This is a genomic window from uncultured Dysosmobacter sp. (assembly GCF_947631635.1).
In the GTDB taxonomy this organism is placed as follows: Bacteria; Bacillota; Clostridia; order Oscillospirales; family Oscillospiraceae; genus Oscillibacter.
Window position 1 is genome coordinate 1 of the sequence record NZ_CANRMB010000035.1, and the last position, 15,394, is coordinate 15,394.

25 protein-coding genes are annotated in these 15,394 nt (G+C 58.6%); 6 read left to right on the forward strand and 19 right to left on the reverse strand.

The window, feature by feature from the left end:
- The 4 genes from Q0Z71_RS14600 to Q0Z71_RS14615 all read left to right on the forward strand — a co-directional run.
- A partial coding sequence (locus tag Q0Z71_RS14600) for an SEC-C metal-binding domain-containing protein (protein WP_298024351.1) occupies nt 1–405 on the forward strand: 405 nt, incomplete at its 5' end.
- 284 nt (nt 406–689) lie between these two features.
- Nucleotides 690–896, forward strand: a complete 207-nt coding sequence (locus Q0Z71_RS14605; RefSeq protein ID WP_298024354.1) for a hypothetical protein — start codon at nt 690–692, stop codon at nt 894–896.
- A 22-nt stretch (nt 897–918) separates the two neighbouring features.
- On the forward strand, nt 919–1,719 hold the full coding sequence (gene pgeF, locus Q0Z71_RS14610; RefSeq protein WP_298024356.1) for a peptidoglycan editing factor PgeF: 801 nt from the start codon (nt 919–921) through the stop codon (nt 1,717–1,719).
- A gap of 26 nt (nt 1,720–1,745) precedes the next feature.
- A complete protein-coding gene (locus Q0Z71_RS14615) occupies nt 1,746–3,281 on the forward strand; it encodes an ABC transporter substrate-binding protein (protein ID WP_298024358.1) in 1,536 nt (511 codons plus the stop codon).
- 37 nt (nt 3,282–3,318) lie between these two features.
- Here Q0Z71_RS14615 and Q0Z71_RS17165 read toward each other — a convergent pair whose 3' ends face one another.
- Nucleotides 3,319–4,041, reverse strand: a complete 723-nt coding sequence (locus Q0Z71_RS17165) for a pyridoxamine 5'-phosphate oxidase family protein (protein WP_363316732.1) — start codon at nt 4,039–4,041, stop codon at nt 3,319–3,321.
- A gap of 204 nt (nt 4,042–4,245) precedes the next feature.
- On the opposite strand from Q0Z71_RS17165, the gene sigK reads away from it, so the two are divergent.
- A complete protein-coding gene (gene sigK / locus Q0Z71_RS14630) occupies nt 4,246–4,956 on the forward strand; it encodes an RNA polymerase sporulation sigma factor SigK (RefSeq protein WP_298024360.1) in 711 nt (236 codons plus the stop codon).
- A gap of 45 nt (nt 4,957–5,001) precedes the next feature.
- Here sigK and lexA read toward each other — a convergent pair whose 3' ends face one another.
- Nucleotides 5,002–5,592, reverse strand: a complete 591-nt coding sequence (gene lexA, locus Q0Z71_RS14635; RefSeq protein WP_298024362.1) for a transcriptional repressor LexA — start codon at nt 5,590–5,592, stop codon at nt 5,002–5,004.
- A gap of 239 nt (nt 5,593–5,831) precedes the next feature.
- Here lexA and secG point away from each other — a divergent pair, with 239 nt between their 5' ends.
- Nucleotides 5,832–6,071 carry a preprotein translocase subunit SecG gene (gene secG / locus Q0Z71_RS14640; RefSeq protein ID WP_298024364.1) on the forward strand — a complete coding sequence of 80 codons (240 nt, stop codon included), beginning with the start codon at nt 5,832–5,834 and terminating at the stop codon, nt 6,069–6,071.
- A gap of 45 nt (nt 6,072–6,116) precedes the next feature.
- Here the strand turns inward: secG and Q0Z71_RS14645 are convergent, their stop codons facing one another.
- The 17 genes from Q0Z71_RS14645 to rplR form a co-directional block, all read right to left on the reverse strand.
- Nucleotides 6,117–6,788: a polysaccharide deacetylase family protein gene (locus Q0Z71_RS14645; protein ID WP_298024365.1), complete on the reverse strand. Its 672-nt coding sequence runs from the start codon at nt 6,786–6,788 to the stop codon at nt 6,117–6,119.
- Between the two features lie 182 nt (nt 6,789–6,970).
- On the reverse strand, nt 6,971–7,363 hold the full coding sequence (locus Q0Z71_RS14650; RefSeq protein WP_298024368.1) for a hypothetical protein: 393 nt from the start codon (nt 7,361–7,363) through the stop codon (nt 6,971–6,973).
- Between the two features lie 134 nt (nt 7,364–7,497).
- Nucleotides 7,498–7,842 (reverse strand): 50S ribosomal protein L17, encoded by a 345-nt coding sequence (rplQ, locus tag Q0Z71_RS14655; protein ID WP_298024370.1) that lies wholly within the window; start codon nt 7,840–7,842, stop codon nt 7,498–7,500.
- A gap of 58 nt (nt 7,843–7,900) precedes the next feature.
- Entirely contained in the window at nt 7,901–8,851 is a 951-nt protein-coding gene (locus Q0Z71_RS14660; RefSeq protein ID WP_298024371.1) for a DNA-directed RNA polymerase subunit alpha, read from the reverse strand.
- Nucleotides 8,852–8,938: 87 nt separating this feature from the next.
- Complete coding sequence (gene rpsD / locus Q0Z71_RS14665; protein ID WP_298024373.1) at nt 8,939–9,541, reverse strand: 30S ribosomal protein S4; 603 nt, start codon at nt 9,539–9,541, stop codon at nt 8,939–8,941.
- A gap of 24 nt (nt 9,542–9,565) precedes the next feature.
- Nucleotides 9,566–9,973, reverse strand: a complete 408-nt coding sequence (gene rpsK, locus Q0Z71_RS14670) for a 30S ribosomal protein S11 (protein ID WP_298024375.1) — start codon at nt 9,971–9,973, stop codon at nt 9,566–9,568.
- Nucleotides 9,974–9,988: 15 nt separating this feature from the next.
- Nucleotides 9,989–10,354, reverse strand: a complete 366-nt coding sequence (gene rpsM / locus Q0Z71_RS14675; protein ID WP_298024377.1) for a 30S ribosomal protein S13 — start codon at nt 10,352–10,354, stop codon at nt 9,989–9,991.
- A gap of 26 nt (nt 10,355–10,380) precedes the next feature.
- Nucleotides 10,381–10,494, reverse strand: a complete 114-nt coding sequence (rpmJ, locus tag Q0Z71_RS14680; protein ID WP_014116882.1) for a 50S ribosomal protein L36 — start codon at nt 10,492–10,494, stop codon at nt 10,381–10,383.
- Between the two features lie 55 nt (nt 10,495–10,549).
- The gene (infA, locus tag Q0Z71_RS14685) at nt 10,550–10,768 is read right to left on the reverse strand and encodes a translation initiation factor IF-1 (RefSeq protein ID WP_091127896.1); all 219 of its coding nucleotides are present in this window, start codon (nt 10,766–10,768) and stop codon (nt 10,550–10,552) included.
- A gap of 3 nt (nt 10,769–10,771) precedes the next feature.
- Nucleotides 10,772–11,056, reverse strand: coding sequence for a KOW domain-containing RNA-binding protein (locus Q0Z71_RS14690; protein ID WP_298024380.1), 285 nt, complete (start codon nt 11,054–11,056; stop codon nt 10,772–10,774).
- A 16-nt stretch (nt 11,057–11,072) separates the two neighbouring features.
- Nucleotides 11,073–11,825, reverse strand: a complete 753-nt coding sequence (gene map, locus Q0Z71_RS14695; protein ID WP_298024382.1) for a type I methionyl aminopeptidase — start codon at nt 11,823–11,825, stop codon at nt 11,073–11,075.
- 4 nt (nt 11,826–11,829) lie between these two features.
- A complete protein-coding gene (locus Q0Z71_RS14700; RefSeq protein ID WP_298024384.1) occupies nt 11,830–12,462 on the reverse strand; it encodes an adenylate kinase in 633 nt (210 codons plus the stop codon).
- A 17-nt stretch (nt 12,463–12,479) separates the two neighbouring features.
- Complete coding sequence (secY, locus tag Q0Z71_RS14705) at nt 12,480–13,856, reverse strand: preprotein translocase subunit SecY (protein WP_298024399.1); 1,377 nt, start codon at nt 13,854–13,856, stop codon at nt 12,480–12,482.
- Between the two features lies 1 nt (nt 13,857).
- Nucleotides 13,858–14,298, reverse strand: a complete 441-nt coding sequence (gene rplO, locus Q0Z71_RS14710; protein ID WP_298024401.1) for a 50S ribosomal protein L15 — start codon at nt 14,296–14,298, stop codon at nt 13,858–13,860.
- A 13-nt stretch (nt 14,299–14,311) separates the two neighbouring features.
- Nucleotides 14,312–14,494, reverse strand: a complete 183-nt coding sequence (rpmD, locus tag Q0Z71_RS14715) for a 50S ribosomal protein L30 (RefSeq protein WP_298024403.1) — start codon at nt 14,492–14,494, stop codon at nt 14,312–14,314.
- Between the two features lie 13 nt (nt 14,495–14,507).
- Complete coding sequence (gene rpsE / locus Q0Z71_RS14720; RefSeq protein WP_298024406.1) at nt 14,508–15,008, reverse strand: 30S ribosomal protein S5; 501 nt, start codon at nt 15,006–15,008, stop codon at nt 14,508–14,510.
- A gap of 18 nt (nt 15,009–15,026) precedes the next feature.
- Nucleotides 15,027–15,386: a 50S ribosomal protein L18 gene (gene rplR, locus Q0Z71_RS14725; RefSeq protein ID WP_298024408.1), complete on the reverse strand. Its 360-nt coding sequence runs from the start codon at nt 15,384–15,386 to the stop codon at nt 15,027–15,029.
- Between the last annotated feature and the right edge of the window lie 8 nt (nt 15,387–15,394).

Consider the following 15,394-nt stretch of genomic DNA (forward strand, 5'->3'; position numbering starts at 1 on the left):
ATGCGGGAGCTGGAGCGGGTCATCATGCTCCGGGTGGTGGACGAGTATTGGATGGACCACATCGACGCCATGGATGACCTGAAGCAGGGCATCCGTCTCCAGGCGTACGGCAACAACGATCCCGTGGATGTCTACAAGCGGGAGTCCCTGAATATGTTCGAGGAGATGGTCTCCGCTATCCAGGACGAGACCGTCCGCCGCCTGTACTCCGTCCGGCTGAAGAAGGACGAGGAGGTCAAGCGGGAGCGGGTAGCCAAGGGCATGGTGGAAAACGTGGGCGGCGACGGCACCGCGCCGAAGAAGCAGCCCGTCAAGGTCAACAAAATCGGCCGCAATGATCCCTGCCCCTGCGGCAGCGGGTTGAAGTGGAAGAAGTGCACCTGTAAAGAATACCACCAGAATTAAACCTTGCTGCCGCTTCGCGGCAATCCGTCCCAGCAATAGATCCGCCCCCTGTTCTCCTGCCGGAGGGCAGGGGGCCAACTTTTTCGTGTTAAATAACTTGAAAAGTGGCAAATCCACTTTTCAAGTATCACAGCGCATGTGCGCTGTGACAGGCCGCGGTTCGCGGCCTTGATTGGAATTTCATAGTCAATCCCTGTGCGCTTTACGCACAGCGGGCATCGCCCGCTTGAAAAATCCCGTGCAATTTTTCAAGTGAATGGACGATATCAGAGAGGAGCTCATCTATGAAAGACACAGACCATGTTTTGGCGCTGCTCCAAGACATCAAGGATATGCTGATGGGGCTCTCCATCTTGCTTGCGGGCCTCCTTGCGGCGCTTTTCCTGGGCAACCTGCTTGGCGGTCTTGCCTTCTGGATTGCCATCATTTTGGCTGTGGCCGGTCTCGGTGTTGTCTGGCAGGGCTGGCACGGTCATAAAGCTCTGAAATAAGGAAATGGAACGGAGGTCCTCTATGCCCTTTGAGACCCATGAACAAAACGGCCTGGTCTGGCTGTCCTCTCCCCTGCTGGATACCGTCCGCCACGGCTTTTCCACCCGTGCGGGCGGCGTCAGCCCCGCCCCCTGGGACTCCCTGAACCTGCGGACGGGATGCGGCGACAGGCAGGAAAACCTGATAGAGAATTACCGCCGTTTCTGCGCCGTCATCGGCGCGGATGCGGAGCGGGCAGTCCTTGCCAAGCAGGTCCATGAGACCACGGTCCGGACGGTCACAGCCGCAGATGCCGGAAAGGGGCTTTGGCGGGAGCGGGACTATACCGCCGACGCCCTGATCACCCGCGAAAAGGGGCTGCCGCTGGCTGTCTTTTCCGCCGACTGCGGCATCCTCCTGCTGTACGATCCCATTCACCAGGCCATAGGCGCTGTCCACGCCGGATGGCGGGGCTGCGCCGGGGGGATCGTTGAAAAAACCGTCCGGGAGATGCAGCGTGTCTACGGCGCGTCTCCGGCGGATATCCGGGCCGCCATCGGCCCCTGTATCGGCCAGTGCTGCTTTGAGACAGATGAAGATGTGCCCGCCGCCATGCGGGCCGCTCTCGGCGCGGATGCGGCCCCCTACTTGGCCTCCCGCGGTGCCAAGTGGCATGTGGACCTGGCCGGTCTGAACCGCCAATGGCTCCTCCGGGCCGGTCTGACGGCGGACCACATCGATACCTGCGGCCTCTGCACCGCCTGCCGTCCCGATCTCTTCTGGTCCCACCGGAAGATGGGCGAGGCCCGGGGCGTCCAGGGCGCCATGATCGTTCTCTCCTGATCTTCTCCATCAAAAGGAGCTTTCCCATGAAAAAACGCCTGTTGAAATGTCTGTGCACGGCGCTTCTGCTTCCGGCCCTGTTAACGGGCTGCTGGCAGGAGGAACCGTCAGCGCATGATGATATCCTGCCGCAGCCCGGCGGGCCGGAGCAGGAGGCCGCGGAGACCCGCATGATCCTGCCGGAGATCTTCGCCCTCCCCTACGCGCCGGACCAGCCGCTGGACCCCATCACCTGTCCGGACGGGATGCAGCAGGTCGTTGCATCCCTGCTGTATGAGGGGCTGTTCCGCCTGGATCTCCACTTGGAGCCGGAGGCCTGGCTGTGCAGCGGCTATACCTGTGACGACACCATGTCCCGCTATGAATTCACACTCCGCTCCGGCGTTACCTTTTCCGACGGCAGCCCCCTGACCGCCGCCGATGTGAAGGCCGCTCTGGACCGGGCCAGAAATTCGGAGCGCTACCGTGCCAGACTGTCGGACATCTCCTCGGTCTCCGTCTCCGGCGAGACGGTGGTGGTCTCCTTAAGCAAGCCCAACAGCGCCCTCCCCGCGCTTTTGGATATTCCCATCGTCAAGGCCGGCAGCGACCACCCCGACGCCCCCATAGGCACCGGTCCCTATCTCTTCTCCGCCGGAGACAGCGGCACTTACCTGGTGGCCAACCAGTCCTGGTGGCAGGGCACCAGGCAGCCCACGGACCGCATCGCCCTGGTGGAGGCCGCCGACCTGGATACCAAGCTCTACCGTTTCACCTCCCATGACGTGCAGCTGGTCACCGCGGATCTCACCGGCATGTCTCCCATCTCCGCCACAGGCAACATCGTCTATCAGGACGCGGATACCACGATCCTGCAATACGTGGGCTGCAACGTGACCCGCGAGCCTCTGGACAACGCGGCCTTCCGCCGCGCCCTGTCTCAGGGCATCAACCGGTCCTCCGTGGTGAGCGCCTTCCTGTCCGGCCACGGGACTCCCGCCCAGTTCCCGGTCTCCCCCGTGTCCCCGCTGTATCCCAGCGAGCTGGAAACACGCTATTCCCGGGACACGTTTTCCTCCGCTCTTGCGGAGAGCGGTATTGTATCAGACCGTCCCCTGACGCTGCTGGTCAATACGGAAAACAGCTTTAAGGTCTCTGTTGCCAACTATCTGGCGGAATCCTTTACCGCGGACGGCGTCCCTGTAACAGTTCGCGCCCTTCCCTGGGAGGAGTACACCGCCGCGCTGCTCTCCGGCGATTTCGACCTCTATTACGGGGAGGTAAAGCTCACAGCCGACTGGGACCTGTCCGACCTGCTCGCCACCGGCGGCGCTTTGAATTACGGTGGGTGGGCCGATCCCCGGACCGACCAGCTTTTGGAAGCATTTGCCGCCGCCAGTGACCGCACTGCCGCCGCAAAGTCCCTGTGCGCTTACCTCCAGGCGCAGTCCCCCATTCTCCCGGTGTGCTTCAAGTCCATCTCTGTGCTGATGCAGGCCGGTGTAGTGGAGGGACTTACACCGACCATGGCCGAACCCTTCTACGATTTGACCGGCTGCACCATCCATCTGCGGGAATCTTAAGTAGCAAAAAAGAACGTCCTCGGACGTTCTTTTTTATTTACCGTTTTGCCTTGCCTGTGATCTCCTCCACAGTGATCTTCCAGATCGCCGTGCGGTGCAGGCTGGCGGCAATGGCCTTGTCGAAGGCCGCCATATTTTCCGGCGTGTGCCGCTGGCAGAGGAGGCGCAGGACCTTGGTCTTCTCCGTATCCCCTGTCACCTCTGACGCGGTGCCAAAGGCCACTGCGGATTCAAACAGGGTGGTAAAGCGGTCCTTCTGGATCTGCGTGTCCCCCACACAGGTCAGGCACACCCGCGGATGCCGCCGCAGGCACTCCACCTTGCGGCCCTCCATGGCGCTGTGAAAATACACTGCGTTCCCATCCCGCACAATGGTGACCGGCAGGCCATAGGGGCTGCCGTCCTCCGCTGTCATCGCCAGAAAGGCGTACTCGCACCGGTCCACCACGCTCCAGGCAAACTCTGCGGGCATCTCCCGGTCTTTCCGTCGCATTTGTACTTTCATCGTTCCCAGCTCCTTTTCCGCAATGAGGCTCAGCTTCTGCTGCCGTGTCAGCCGTTTGATCGCCGCCTCCCGCCGCATGGCTGCAGATCTGTCCGGCAGCCCCTCCTGATAGGCGAGCGATACCGGCAGCCGGCTGCGTGTATATTTGGCGCCCTTGCCGCTCTGGTGGACTGCCAGCCGCCGTGCAACATTATCGGTATATCCCGTATACAGCGATCCGTCTCCGCAGCAAAGCATATAGACAAACCAAGCCAATGCGCCGCCTCCCTGCACAGTTGTTCGATATGCAGTATATCACATTTTTTCTGTCAAGGCAAAGGCCGATCTCCGAAAAAAGCGGCATGCTCTTCGAAACTGGCAGACTGCTCCCCCCGCTATGCTCCACAGCGCCGTCCCGCCTATCCATTCAGGCATGAGGACTTCCCTGACCGGCATATGAAGCATTGAGGAGGTATCCATATGTTGTCTGCCACACTGCTGCTGTTTGCCAATACCCTGCTGTTTTCCCTGCGCCTGTCCGGCGGAGGCTCCTTTCCCAAACCGCTCTCCGCCGCCGAGGAACGGGAATGGCTCCAGCGATATGCCCAGGGCGATCCAGAGGCCCGGAACGTGCTCATTGAGCGGAATTTGCGCCTGGTGGCGCATATCATTAAGAAATACTACACCCAAAATGCCGACCAGGAGGACCTGATCTCCATCGGCACCATCGGCCTCATCAAGGGCATCTCCAGCTTTGATCCGTCCAAAGGCGCCCGGCTGGCCACCTATGCTGCCCGCTGTATCGAAAATGAGATCCTGATGTACTTCCGCAGTCAAAAAAAGGTGCAGAGCGAGGTCTCCCTGTCGGACTCCATTGAGATGGATAAGGAGGGCAATGCCCTGCAGTTGATCGATGTCATCGGCGTGGATGACACCATGCTGGACGATCTCCAGGACCGGGACAACGCCCTGCGCCTGCACCAGCTTGTCCGCGAGAAGCTGACCACACGGGAGATGGAGATCATCCGCCTGCGCTACGGCCTGGGGGGCACAGTCCCCCTGACCCAGCGTGAGATCGCATCCTCCTTCGGCATCTCACGGAGCTATGTATCCCGCATTGAAAAACGGGCGCTGGAAAAGCTGCGGGCGGAATTGCAGGAGTCCCTGGTCCCCAAGCATTCCGGAAAGTGATAGCAGGCCCGGCGGCGGTTCGCCGCTGGGCCTGCTGGTGGCTGTTCAATACCGCCGCACCACTGCCGCTACTTTCCCCAGGATCTGGGCGTAGGTGCCGTCGATGGGCGAATAGGCGTCATTCTCCGGCAGCAGCCAGATATGGCCCTTTTGGAAAGAGAGGCGCTTTACCGTGGCTTCATCCTCGATCATGGCCACAACGATCTCCCCGTTGTTAGCCGTCTGCTGGCGGCGCACCACCACCAGGTCTCCGGGCAGGATGCCTGCGTTCAGCATGGATTCTCCCCGCACCCGCAGGGCAAAATACTCGCCGCTGCGCCCGCCGGTATCGAATGTCAAATAATCCTCGATGCACTCCTCCGCCAAGATTGGGCTGCCCGCAGCCACATTGCCGACGATGGGGACCCGGTCCTCCGGCACCGGTGGCTCCGTCAGGGTAATGGCACGCCCTTTTCCGGCGCCTTTGGCGATGACTCCTGCCTCCTCCAGATGCTTCAGGTGGAAATGGACAGTGGAGGGAGACTTCAGTCCCACCGCTTCCCCGATCTCCCGCACAGAGGGCGGGTATCCCTGCTCCTGAATACAGGCCACGATGTACTCGTAAATCTTTTTTTGCATATTGGAAAGCTCTGTCATGGCTGACCTCCTGTCCCCGGCATTGGACGCACAAGACGTTTTCTTTATTGTACCACAGTTCTTTTTGTAATGCAAACATTTGTTCCACTTTTTTGATTTTTTATTCTCCCGCTGTTTGAGGGAAATTATATGTTTTTTTGCAAATATGACTTGAAAACATCGTAAAACTGTGGTAGTATAGGGTTCTGTAATGTGAGTCTCTGCGCATATATGAGTGAATTTTCTGGAGGTTTTCCGATATGGACACTTTGAAACTGATCATCACGATTCTGCAGCTGCTCTGCGGCTTGGCCATCATCCTGGTCGTTTTGTTCCAGTCTGGTAAGAGTGCCGGCCTGTCCGGTGCCATCGGCGGCGTGGCTGATTCCTTTCTGGCTAAGAACAAGGCCAAGACTATGGACGCAAAGCTGGCCCGGGCCACCAAGTGGATCGGCGCCCTGTTCCTGATCCTGACTCTGGTCCTGCTGATCCTGGGATAATCATCATGTGCAAGAGACGTCCTTTCGGGCGTCTCTTTTTTTGTCTTATGGGTTTCCTGAACGGTACATCGCCCCCGCCTGCGGGACGATCCCATTCAGCGCCAGCAGCTCTTCCACTGTCACGAACCAATAGCCCTCTCTCTGCAGCGTATCCACGATCTGCAGCGCGGCGTCTACAGAGGTGGGGTAGATATCGTGGAGCAGGATGATGCTGTTGGGTTTTGCATACTGCAGCACGGCTTTGACGACTTTTTCCGTGTCCCGGCTCTCCCAGTCCCGCGGGTCCACGGACCATTTGACCATCGGCACATCAATCTGTTCTTCCGTCCCCTCTGTGATGAATCCATAAGGCGGACGCAGCCAATAGCCGCTCTCTCCCAGCAGTGTTTCCAGCGCCGCCTCCGTCTTTCCGATCTCCTCGGCAATCTTCTCCGGGGCCGCGTCCGCCAGCCTCACATGGCTCCAGGTGTGGTTTCCCACCTGGTGTCCCTCTGCCCGCATCCGCTTCACCAGGTCTTGATTGGCTTCGATCTCCTCTCCCACCAGAAAAAATGTCGCACTGGCCCCCCGCTCTTTCAAGCCGTCCAGCAGGCGGTCTGTGGTCCCTCTGCGGGGACCGTCATCGAAGGTCAGCGCAATATATTTCTCTTCCTCCAAAAGCTCTGCTGTCCCGTCAGCGGGCTGGATCTTCTCCCCGCCCGCGGCGCTCAACAGCACGAGTAAACAGACACATAAAAAAATCAGCCGCTGTCTCCGCATCCGCTTCCATTCCCTCCGTGTTTTTCAAGTGTAGTTTACACAAACAGCTGAAAAATAGTGCTGTCAAAAACTGCTTCTTTCGCGGCTTTGACCACCTGTGCGCAGAATAAAAGAAGCCCCGGGAACCGGGACTTCTTCTTTTAGAAGAACAAAAAGAAAAAATTGCTCAAAATATTCAAGGCAATGATCGCAAATACGATCCAGACCACGATCCCCAGCGGGTTCTTCTTCTCTGATGTATTCGCTTTTTTCTTGGATGCCTGAGTCGCCGGGCGGACAGTAGCCTTTACCGCGCGTCTCACCCCCTTGGAAAGGCCCAGGGCCTTCCGCTCCCGGTTCTCCTCATGGAACTCCTCATGGGCAAAAGAGCCGCTGTGGTTGCGCTCATTCAGCCCATCCCTTCGGACCACCGAGCCGTCCGAACTGATCTCGGCGCTGCGGGGCGGCTGGTTAAAGGCGCCGCACTTGGGGCAAAACCCATCCTCGTCATAATCATAGCTCTTTCCACATTCATAACAGCGGATCCTTCTCATAGGGCCGCCTCCTCTCTCTTTTTTATATCATACCATACGTGACCCCATTTGAAAAGTAAAAATCAAAAAGCCCTTTGTCATGGGGCCTAGGCTCCCCATGACAAAGGGCTTTTCTTACATCGATCCAGAGTAAATTACTTTACCAGCTCAATGACGGCGGTCTCAGCAGCATCGCCGCGGCGTACGCCGGTACGAACGATGCGGGTATAGCCGCCGTTGCGCTCCGCATAGCTGGGAGCGATCTCCTTGAACAGCTTCTTGCAGACGTCCTCACGGGTGATGAAGCTCATGGCCTGCCGGTAGGCAGCCAGGTCGCTCTTCTTGCCGAGAGTGATCATCTTCTCAGCCAGGGGCTTGATTTCCTTGGCACGGGTGACGGTGGTCTCCATCTTACCGTTGTCCAGGAAATCCGTGACCTGCTGACGCAGCATCGCCATGCGCTGGTCAGTGGTCTTGCCAAGTTTCCGAGTTCCGGGCATTTCGGTTTCCTCCTTGTAAGGATTTTGATCAGCCGGGGAGCTTTCCGCCGGCACGAAATCAATTGTTTTCTTCGTCGGCCAGGTGCAGGCCCATCATCGCCAGCTTGTTGATGACCTCCTCCAGGGACTTGCGGCCCAGGTTGCGGACCTTCATCATCTCGTCCTCGGTCTTGGAGATCAAGTCCTCGACGGTGTTGATGTTGGCGCGCTTGAGGCAGTTAAAGCTGCGGACGCTGAGGTCCAGCTCTTCGATGGTCATCTCCAGCACCTTGTCACGCTGTGCCTCCGCCTTCTCCACCACCGTGGGCTTGCTGCCCACATTTTCAGAGAGGTCGGTGAACAGGGTGAAATGGTCGCACAGGATCTTCGCGCCCAAGGACACAGCATCCCGGGCAGAAATGGTACCGTCGGTCCAAACCTCCAGCGTCAGCTTGTCAAAATCGCTGGAAGCGCCCACGCGGGTGGGCTCCACCGTGTAGTTCACCTTATACACAGGCGTATAGATGGAGTCCACGGCAATGGTGCCGATCACGTTCTGCTGAGGCTTATTGCGGTCAGCGGACACATAGCCACGGCCATGGGACAGGGTGATCTCCATGTTCAGAGTTGCGCCATTGTCCAGGGTGGCGATATGCATATCGGGGTTCAAGACCTCTACTTCACCGTCAGCCTTGATGTCGCCGGCAGTGACCTCGCAGGGGCCCACCGCTTCGATATAGACTGTTTTCATAGTCTCGCTGTGCAGTTTTGTCAGGAGGCCCTTTACATTTAAGACGATCTCCGTCACGTCTTCCTTGACACCGGGGATGGTGGAGAACTCATGCTGGACACCGGCGATCTTGATGGTGGTCGGCGCGGTGCCGGGCAGAGAGGAAAGCATAATGCGGCGGAGCGCATTGCCCAAAGTCGTGCCGTATCCGCGCTCCAGAGGCTCCACCACATACTTGCCATATGTGACGTCACCCGGGGTCTCGATACACTCGATCTGGGGCTTTTCAATTTCGATCATGCAGTTACCCTCCTTCATCTTCTCATTACGGCGATGCAAAGCTGCATGCCGCCAGCAGTTCCTATCATTATTGAGGGTATCCTCCGATTACTTGGAGTACAACTCAACGATGAGGTGCTCCTCGACGGGAACATCGATGTCCTCGCGAGCGGGAAGACGGGTGACTGTGCCCTTCAGAGCGTTCTTCTCGCGCTCCATCCAGGGGGGCAGCAGGAACATGGGAGCATCCTGACCCAGCAGGCGCTTGAAGACCTCGGAAGAGCGGCTGCTCTCAGCCACCTCGATGACGTCGCCGGCCTTGACCAGATAGGAGGGGATGTTGACCTTCTTGCCATTGACAGTGAAGTGGGCGTGGTTCACCAGCTGACGGGCCTGACGGCGGGTCATGGCGAAGCCCATGCGGTACACAACGTTGTCCAGGCGGCGCTCCACGGTGATCAGCAGGTTATCGCCGGTCTTGCCGGGAGCCGCGGCAGCAGCTTCATAGTAGTCATGGAACTGCTTTTCCAGAATGCCATAGATGAACTTGACCTTCTGCTTTTCGTTCAGCTGGATGCCATATTCGCTCTTCTTCTTTCTCATCTGGCCGCCGGGATTGCGATTGGTCTCCTTCTTCGCATAGCCCATAACGGCAGGAGAAATGCCCAAAGCCTTGCAGCGCTTGGCAATCGGCTGCATATTCTTTGCCATATTGCTTGTTACCTCCTCTTTCGATTACACGCGACGACGCTTCGGGGGACGGCAGCCATTGTGGGGGATGGGAGTGACGTCCTTGATCATGGTCACTTCCAGACCCACGGCCTGCAGGGCGCGAATCGCAGCCTCGCGGCCCTGGCCGGGACCCTTGACGAAGACCTCAACGGTCTTCAGGCCATGCTCCATAGCGGCACGGGCAGCGGTCTCAGCCGCGGTCTGGGCCGCGAAGGGAGTGGACTTCTTGCTGCCGCGGAAGCCGAGGCCGCCGGAGGAAGCCCAAGAGAGCGCGTTGCCCTGAGAGTCGGTAACGGTCACCATGGTGTTGTTGAAAGAAGAACGGATATGGACCTGGCCACGCTCGACATTCTTCTTTTCACGGCGGCGGCGAATGACCTTCTTGCCGCCGGTAGCTTTTGCAGTTGCCATTTCTGTTCTCCCTCCTTACTTCTTCTTGTTCGCAATGGTCTTCTTGGGACCCTTGCGGGTTCTTGCGTTGGTCTTGCTGCGCTGGCCGCGGACAGGCAGGCCCTTGCGGTGCCGGATGCCGCGATAGCAGCCGATCTCGCTCAGACGCTTGATGTCCAGAGCGGTCTGGCGGCGCAGGTCGCCTTCGACGGTGTAAGCGTCGATGGCGTCACGGAGCTGCTGCTCCTCGGCGTCGGTCAGATCCTTGACGCGGGTGTCGGGGTTGATGCCCGTCTGCGCCAAAATGTCCTTGGCGCTCTTTCTGCCAATGCCGTAGATATAGGTGAGGCCGATTTCGATACGCTTATCCTTCGGCAGGTCAATACCGGCAATACGTGCCATACTCTTAAAGCACCTCCAATTAAATGTTAGCCCTGTCTCTGCTTATGCTTGGGGTTCTCGCAAATGACCATGACACGGCCTTTGCGGCGAATGACCTTGCACTTTTCGCACATGGGCTTCACGGACGGTCTTACTTTCATAGTTCTAAACCATTCCTTTCAGCGGTTTGTGTCATTTACTGTTCGCCCGGCGCGCTTACTTGCTGCGCCAGGTGATCCGGCCGCGGGTCAGATCATACGGGGACATCTCCACCGTGACCTTGTCGCCGGGCAGAATCCTGATGAAATTCATTCTGAGTTTCCCGGAAATATGCGCTAGGATCGTGTGTCCATTTCCAATGTCCACCTGGAACGTCGTATTGGGCAGGGCTTCCACCACAACACCTTCCACTTCGATCATATCGGATTTTGCCAAACGTTATCCCTCCTGGTCCGGATGAACCTCCTCGCGGTATGCCGCGAGGGTCCTGCGAAGCTCACTGTTTGTGACCTTCTCTTCGCTCTTGATCTTTTCAGAAAGCCGGTTTTCATCCGCAGCCACAAACAGCACATGTCTGCGCTTTTTGCGCTTGGGTGATTCCACCTTTCTGGATTTTCCGTCCGCCAGCAGAAGGAACTCCCCCTCCACCGCAAGCACGACGAAGAGCTTGCCCCGGTCTCTGCCGGCGTCGGATCGGACGATATTTGATTTTGCAATTTCCATACGTTTCTTCTTACTTTCAGATAGCGGGAGCCGTCAAAATCTCAGGCTCGCCATCGGTAATCAGGATCGTATTCTCATAGTGGGCCGCCCACTTGCCATCCAGCGTCTTGACAGTCCAGCCGTCCGGCATCTGTTTGATGGCAGCCGTACCGGCGTTCACCATGGGTTCGATTGCAAGTGTCATGCCGCGCAGAAGCCGCGGTCCCCGGCCGGGATGGCCGTAGTTGGGGATCTCCGGCGACTCGTGCATCTGGGCGCCGACACCGTGGCCGACGTATTCCCGGACGATGGAGTAACCGTGGCTTTCCACATAGGTCTGGATGGCTGCGGAGATATCCAGCAGCCGGTGGCCCTCTTTTGCAAACCGGATGCCCTCAAAGAAGCTCTGCCTGGTCACATCGATCAGGTCCTGCGCTTCCGGAGAGATCCTGCCGCAGGCGAAGGTCGCCGCGCAGTCGCCGTGGAATCCCCCAATGTACGCCCCCACATCGACGCTGACGATGTCGCCCTCCTGCAACACCCGTTTGCCGGGGATGCCGTGGATGATCTCGTCGTTGACGCTGATGCAGGCGCTGGCCGGATAGCCATTGTAGTGAAGGAAGGACGGAACCGCGCCATGCTTACGAATAAATTTCTCTACTGCGCTGTCGATCTCCTGGGTTGTTACGCCGGGTCTTACCATTTCCCCTGCAAAAGCACGGGCAGCCGCGGTAATTTTTCCGGCCCGGCGCATCAGTTCGATCTCGTGGGGGGACTTGAGTGTGATCATACCCTCATCTCCCAAGCACATGGAGAATGGCCTGGGAAGTTTCCTCCACAGAGGGTTGGTTTTCCACAGACCGCAGGAGACCGCGATGGGCATAGAAGTCCTTCAAAGGCTCGGTCTCCTTATGATAGACCTCAAGACGCGCTTTCACGGTCTCGGGGGCATCATCTTTACGCTGGACCAGCTTGCCGCCGCAGCTGTCGCACACGCCCTCCTGCTTGGGAGGCACAGCTACCAGATGGTAGCTGGCCCCGCAGGATTCACAGACACGGCGACCGCTCATGCGCTCCATGATGGTCTCATCGGAGATTTCAATGGAGACAACGGCGTCAAATTCGATTCCAGCCTTTTCCAGGGCCTCAGCCTGGGCGATGGTACGGGGCACACCGTCCAGAATATAGCCGTTCCGGCAGTCCGCTTCCTCCAGCCGCTCGGTGATGATGCCGATGATGACTTCATCGGGAACCAGCTTGCCCGCGTCCATAAAGGCCTTGGCCTTCAGTCCGGTGGGCGTGCCGTTTTTGACGGCGGCGCGGAGGATATTGCCGGTGGAAATTGTGGGGATATCTAAAACTTTGCAAAGCCGCTCAGCTTGCGTGCCTTTACCGGCGCCGGGGGCGCCCAGCAGAATCAGTTTCATTTCGAAACGCCTCTTTCTTACTCCAGGAAGCCTTTGTACTGACGCATCAGCATCTGAGACTCCAAAGCCTTCACAGTCTCCAGGGCCACACCCACAACGATGATGACGGAGGTGCCGCCGATCGCCACGGAGTTGTTCCCGATGATCTTGCCCACCAGCAGGGGGCAGAGCGCCACGATGCCCAAATAGATCGCGCCGAACAGGGTGATCTTGTTTAGGACCTTCTTGATGAAGTCCACAGTGGGCTTGCCGGGACGGAAGCCCGGGATGAAGCCGCCCTGCTTCTTCAGGTTGTTGGCGATCTCAACGGGGTTGAACTGGATGCTGGAATAGAAATAGCTGAAGCCAATGATCATGATGAAATAAACCACCATATAGACAATGGACTTCGTGTCGATCGCGTCGTAAATGGAGCGGGACACCGTGCCCTCGGCGGGGATACCGATGAAGCTCCAGACGGTGATGGGCAGGGACGCGATGCTCTGGGCAAAGATGACAGGCAGAACGCCGGACATATTCACCTTCATGGGCAGGTTGGTGCTCTGGCCGCCGTACATCTTCCGGCCCACCTGACGCTTGGCGTACTGCACGGGAATGCGGCGCTCCGCGTCGTTGATGAACACGATGAACACGATCAGGGCCAGCATACCGACCACCAGCAGGATCACGCCCCAGGGCGGGATAGCGCCCTTCAGCGTGGCCTCCGCCTGTGCCTGGGTATAACCGGCGGCGGTGAGGCTCTCCAGGGTCAGGGTGCCGGCACGCTTGGCGGACCAGGTCTGCACGCCGTCGATCATGCCGCTGACCATGCTGGGCAGGCGGGACAGGATGCCGGCGAACAGGATGATGGAAATGCCGTTGCCCACGCCGAACTCGGTGACCTGCTCGCCCATCCACATCACGAAGGAGGAACCGGCGATCAGGGTCACGATGATGACCAAAGCGGGCCAGATGCCGTCAGCACCGGCAGCCAGCAGGTTGTAGCGCTTCATCATGAAGTAGTAGCCCACAGCCTGGAGGATCGCGATGGCGATGGTGGCATAGCGGGTGATGGACTGGATCTTCTTCTTGCCTTCCTCGCCTCCATCCCTTGCCAGCCGCTCCAGAGCGGGGATGGCCACTGTCAGCAGCTGGATGATGATGGAGCTGTTGATATAGGGCTGGATGCTCAGTGCAAAAACGGTGGCGGTGGCGAATGCGCCGCCGGACATCACGTTATACAGTCCCAGAATGGTGGCGCCCATCACTTCCAGCTGCGCCTCCAGCGCATGGACGTTGACATAGGGGACCGTAATGGCGTTGCCGATCCGGAAGATCAACAGGATGAGGAGTGTAAAGATGATCTTTTTCCGCAGCTCAGGAATGCCCCACGCTTTGCGAATCGTCTGGATCACGTTACATCACCTCTGCCTTTCCGCCAGCTGCCTCGATAGCCTCCTTGGCAGACGCAGAGAAAGCAGAAGCCTTGACAGTGACCTTCTTGGAAACCTTGCCATTGCCCAGGACCTTGTAGCCATACTCACACTTGGAGAGGATGCCCTTGTCCAGCAGCGCCTCGGCGGTGACGGTCTCACCGTCCTCGAAAGCATTCAGGGCGCTCAGGTTGACGATCTCCAGGGGCTTGGCAAAGATGTTGTTAAAGCCGCGCTTGGGGATACGGCGGGCCAGAGGCATCTGGCCGCCTTCAAAGCCAATACGGATCTTGCCGCCGGAACGGGCCTTCTGGCCCTTGTGGCCGCGGCCGCCGGTCTTGCCGTTGCCGGAGCCGGCGCCCCGGCCTTTGCGGTAAGCCTGGCGGACGGAGCCCTCGGCGGGAGACAGTTCGCTCAGTTTCATCATTCGTGCCTCCTTACTTCACTTCAGTGACCTGCAGCAGATAGCCGATCTTGGCGATCTTGCCGCGGGTCTGATCGTTGTCGGGCTGCACGGTGATGTCACCGATCTTGCGCAGGCCCAAGGAATGTGCGGTCAGGATCTGCTTTTCCAGACGACCGTTCAGGCTCTTGACGAGCTTAATATTTAAGTTTGCCATGTTCAGCGCCTCCTTAACCCACAATGTCTTCGACGCTCTTGCCGCGGATGCGGGCAACTTCCTCAGGACCACGCATGCTCTTCAGGCCCTGGAAAGCGGCGGCAACGACGTTGTTGGGGTTGTTGGAACGCAGGCACTTGGTACGGATGTCCTTGATGCCTGCGGCCTCGACGACGGCACGGACAGCGCCGCCGGCGATCACGCCGGTACCGGGAGCAGCGGGCTTCATCAGCACGCGGCCGGCACCAGCTTCACCGATGATCTCGTGGGGAACGGTGCTGCCGGACAGGGTCACAGTGATCATGTTCTTCTTGGCAGCCTCGATGCCCTTGCGGATGGCCTCGGGGACTTCGGCGGCCTTGCCCAGGCCGTAGCCCACCTTGCCCTTGCCGTCGCCAACGACGACCAGTGCGGAGAATTTCATAACGCGGCCGCCCTTGACGGTCTTGGATACGCGGTTCAGGGAAACGACCTTCTCGATATACTCGCTCTGTTCTCTTTCAAATCTAGGCATATTGTCGTTCCTCCTCCCTTAGAATTTCAGGCCGCCTTCGCGGGCGCCCTCAGCCAGAGCCTGCACACGGCCGTGATACAGGTAGCCGCCGCGGTCAAACACCACGGTCTCGATACCCTTGGCCTTGGCGCGCTCAGCGACCAGCTTGCCAACAGCGGTGGCAGCGGCAACGTTGCCGCCGTAACCTTCGATGGCCTTATCCAGGGAAGAAGCGGAAGCCAGGGTCACGCCGTTGACATCATCGATGACCTGGGCGTAGATATTGGCTTCGCTGCGGAACACATTCAGGCGCGGCATCTCAGGGGTGCCGGAGATCTTGGCGCGCACTCTCTTGTGGCGCTTCAGACGCTGAGCGTTGGTATTCGGTCTTTTAATCATATCGGCAC

Bases quoted from the DNA above. Each gene is read 5' to 3' on its own strand.
- Q0Z71_RS14605 (WP_298024354.1), top strand. From the start codon at position 690: ATGAAAGACACAGACCATGTTTTGGCGCTGCTCCAAGACATCAAGGAT.
- pgeF (WP_298024356.1), top strand. From the start codon at position 919: ATGCCCTTTGAGACCCATGAACAAAACGGCCTGGTCTGGCTGTCCTCT.
- Q0Z71_RS14615 (WP_298024358.1), top strand. From the start codon at position 1,746: ATGAAAAAACGCCTGTTGAAATGTCTGTGCACGGCGCTTCTGCTTCCG.
- sigK (WP_298024360.1), top strand. From the start codon at position 4,246: ATGTTGTCTGCCACACTGCTGCTGTTTGCCAATACCCTGCTGTTTTCC.
- lexA (WP_298024362.1), bottom strand. From the start codon at position 5,592: ATGACAGAGCTTTCCAATATGCAAAAAAAGATTTACGAGTACATCGTG.
- secG (WP_298024364.1), top strand. From the start codon at position 5,832: ATGGACACTTTGAAACTGATCATCACGATTCTGCAGCTGCTCTGCGGC.
- Q0Z71_RS14650 (WP_298024368.1), bottom strand. From the start codon at position 7,363: ATGAGAAGGATCCGCTGTTATGAATGTGGAAAGAGCTATGATTATGAC.
- rplQ (WP_298024370.1), bottom strand. From the start codon at position 7,842: ATGCCCGGAACTCGGAAACTTGGCAAGACCACTGACCAGCGCATGGCG.
- Q0Z71_RS14660 (WP_298024371.1), bottom strand. From the start codon at position 8,851: ATGATCGAAATTGAAAAGCCCCAGATCGAGTGTATCGAGACCCCGGGT.
- rpsD (WP_298024373.1), bottom strand. From the start codon at position 9,541: ATGGCAAAGAATATGCAGCCGATTGCCAAGCGCTGCAAGGCTTTGGGC.
- rpsK (WP_298024375.1), bottom strand. From the start codon at position 9,973: ATGGCAACTGCAAAAGCTACCGGCGGCAAGAAGGTCATTCGCCGCCGC.
- rpsM (WP_298024377.1), bottom strand. From the start codon at position 10,354: ATGGCACGTATTGCCGGTATTGACCTGCCGAAGGATAAGCGTATCGAA.
- rpmJ (WP_014116882.1), bottom strand. From the start codon at position 10,494: ATGAAAGTAAGACCGTCCGTGAAGCCCATGTGCGAAAAGTGCAAGGTC.
- Q0Z71_RS14690 (WP_298024380.1), bottom strand. From the start codon at position 11,056: ATGGAAATTGCAAAATCAAATATCGTCCGATCCGACGCCGGCAGAGAC.
- map (WP_298024382.1), bottom strand. From the start codon at position 11,825: ATGATCACACTCAAGTCCCCCCACGAGATCGAACTGATGCGCCGGGCC.
- Q0Z71_RS14700 (WP_298024384.1), bottom strand. From the start codon at position 12,462: ATGAAACTGATTCTGCTGGGCGCCCCCGGCGCCGGTAAAGGCACGCAA.
- rplO (WP_298024401.1), bottom strand. From the start codon at position 14,298: ATGAAACTGAGCGAACTGTCTCCCGCCGAGGGCTCCGTCCGCCAGGCT.
- rpmD (WP_298024403.1), bottom strand. From the start codon at position 14,494: ATGGCAAACTTAAATATTAAGCTCGTCAAGAGCCTGAACGGTCGTCTG.
- rpsE (WP_298024406.1), bottom strand. From the start codon at position 15,008: ATGCCTAGATTTGAAAGAGAACAGAGCGAGTATATCGAGAAGGTCGTT.
- rplR (WP_298024408.1), bottom strand. From the start codon at position 15,386: ATGATTAAAAGACCGAATACCAACGCTCAGCGTCTGAAGCGCCACAAG.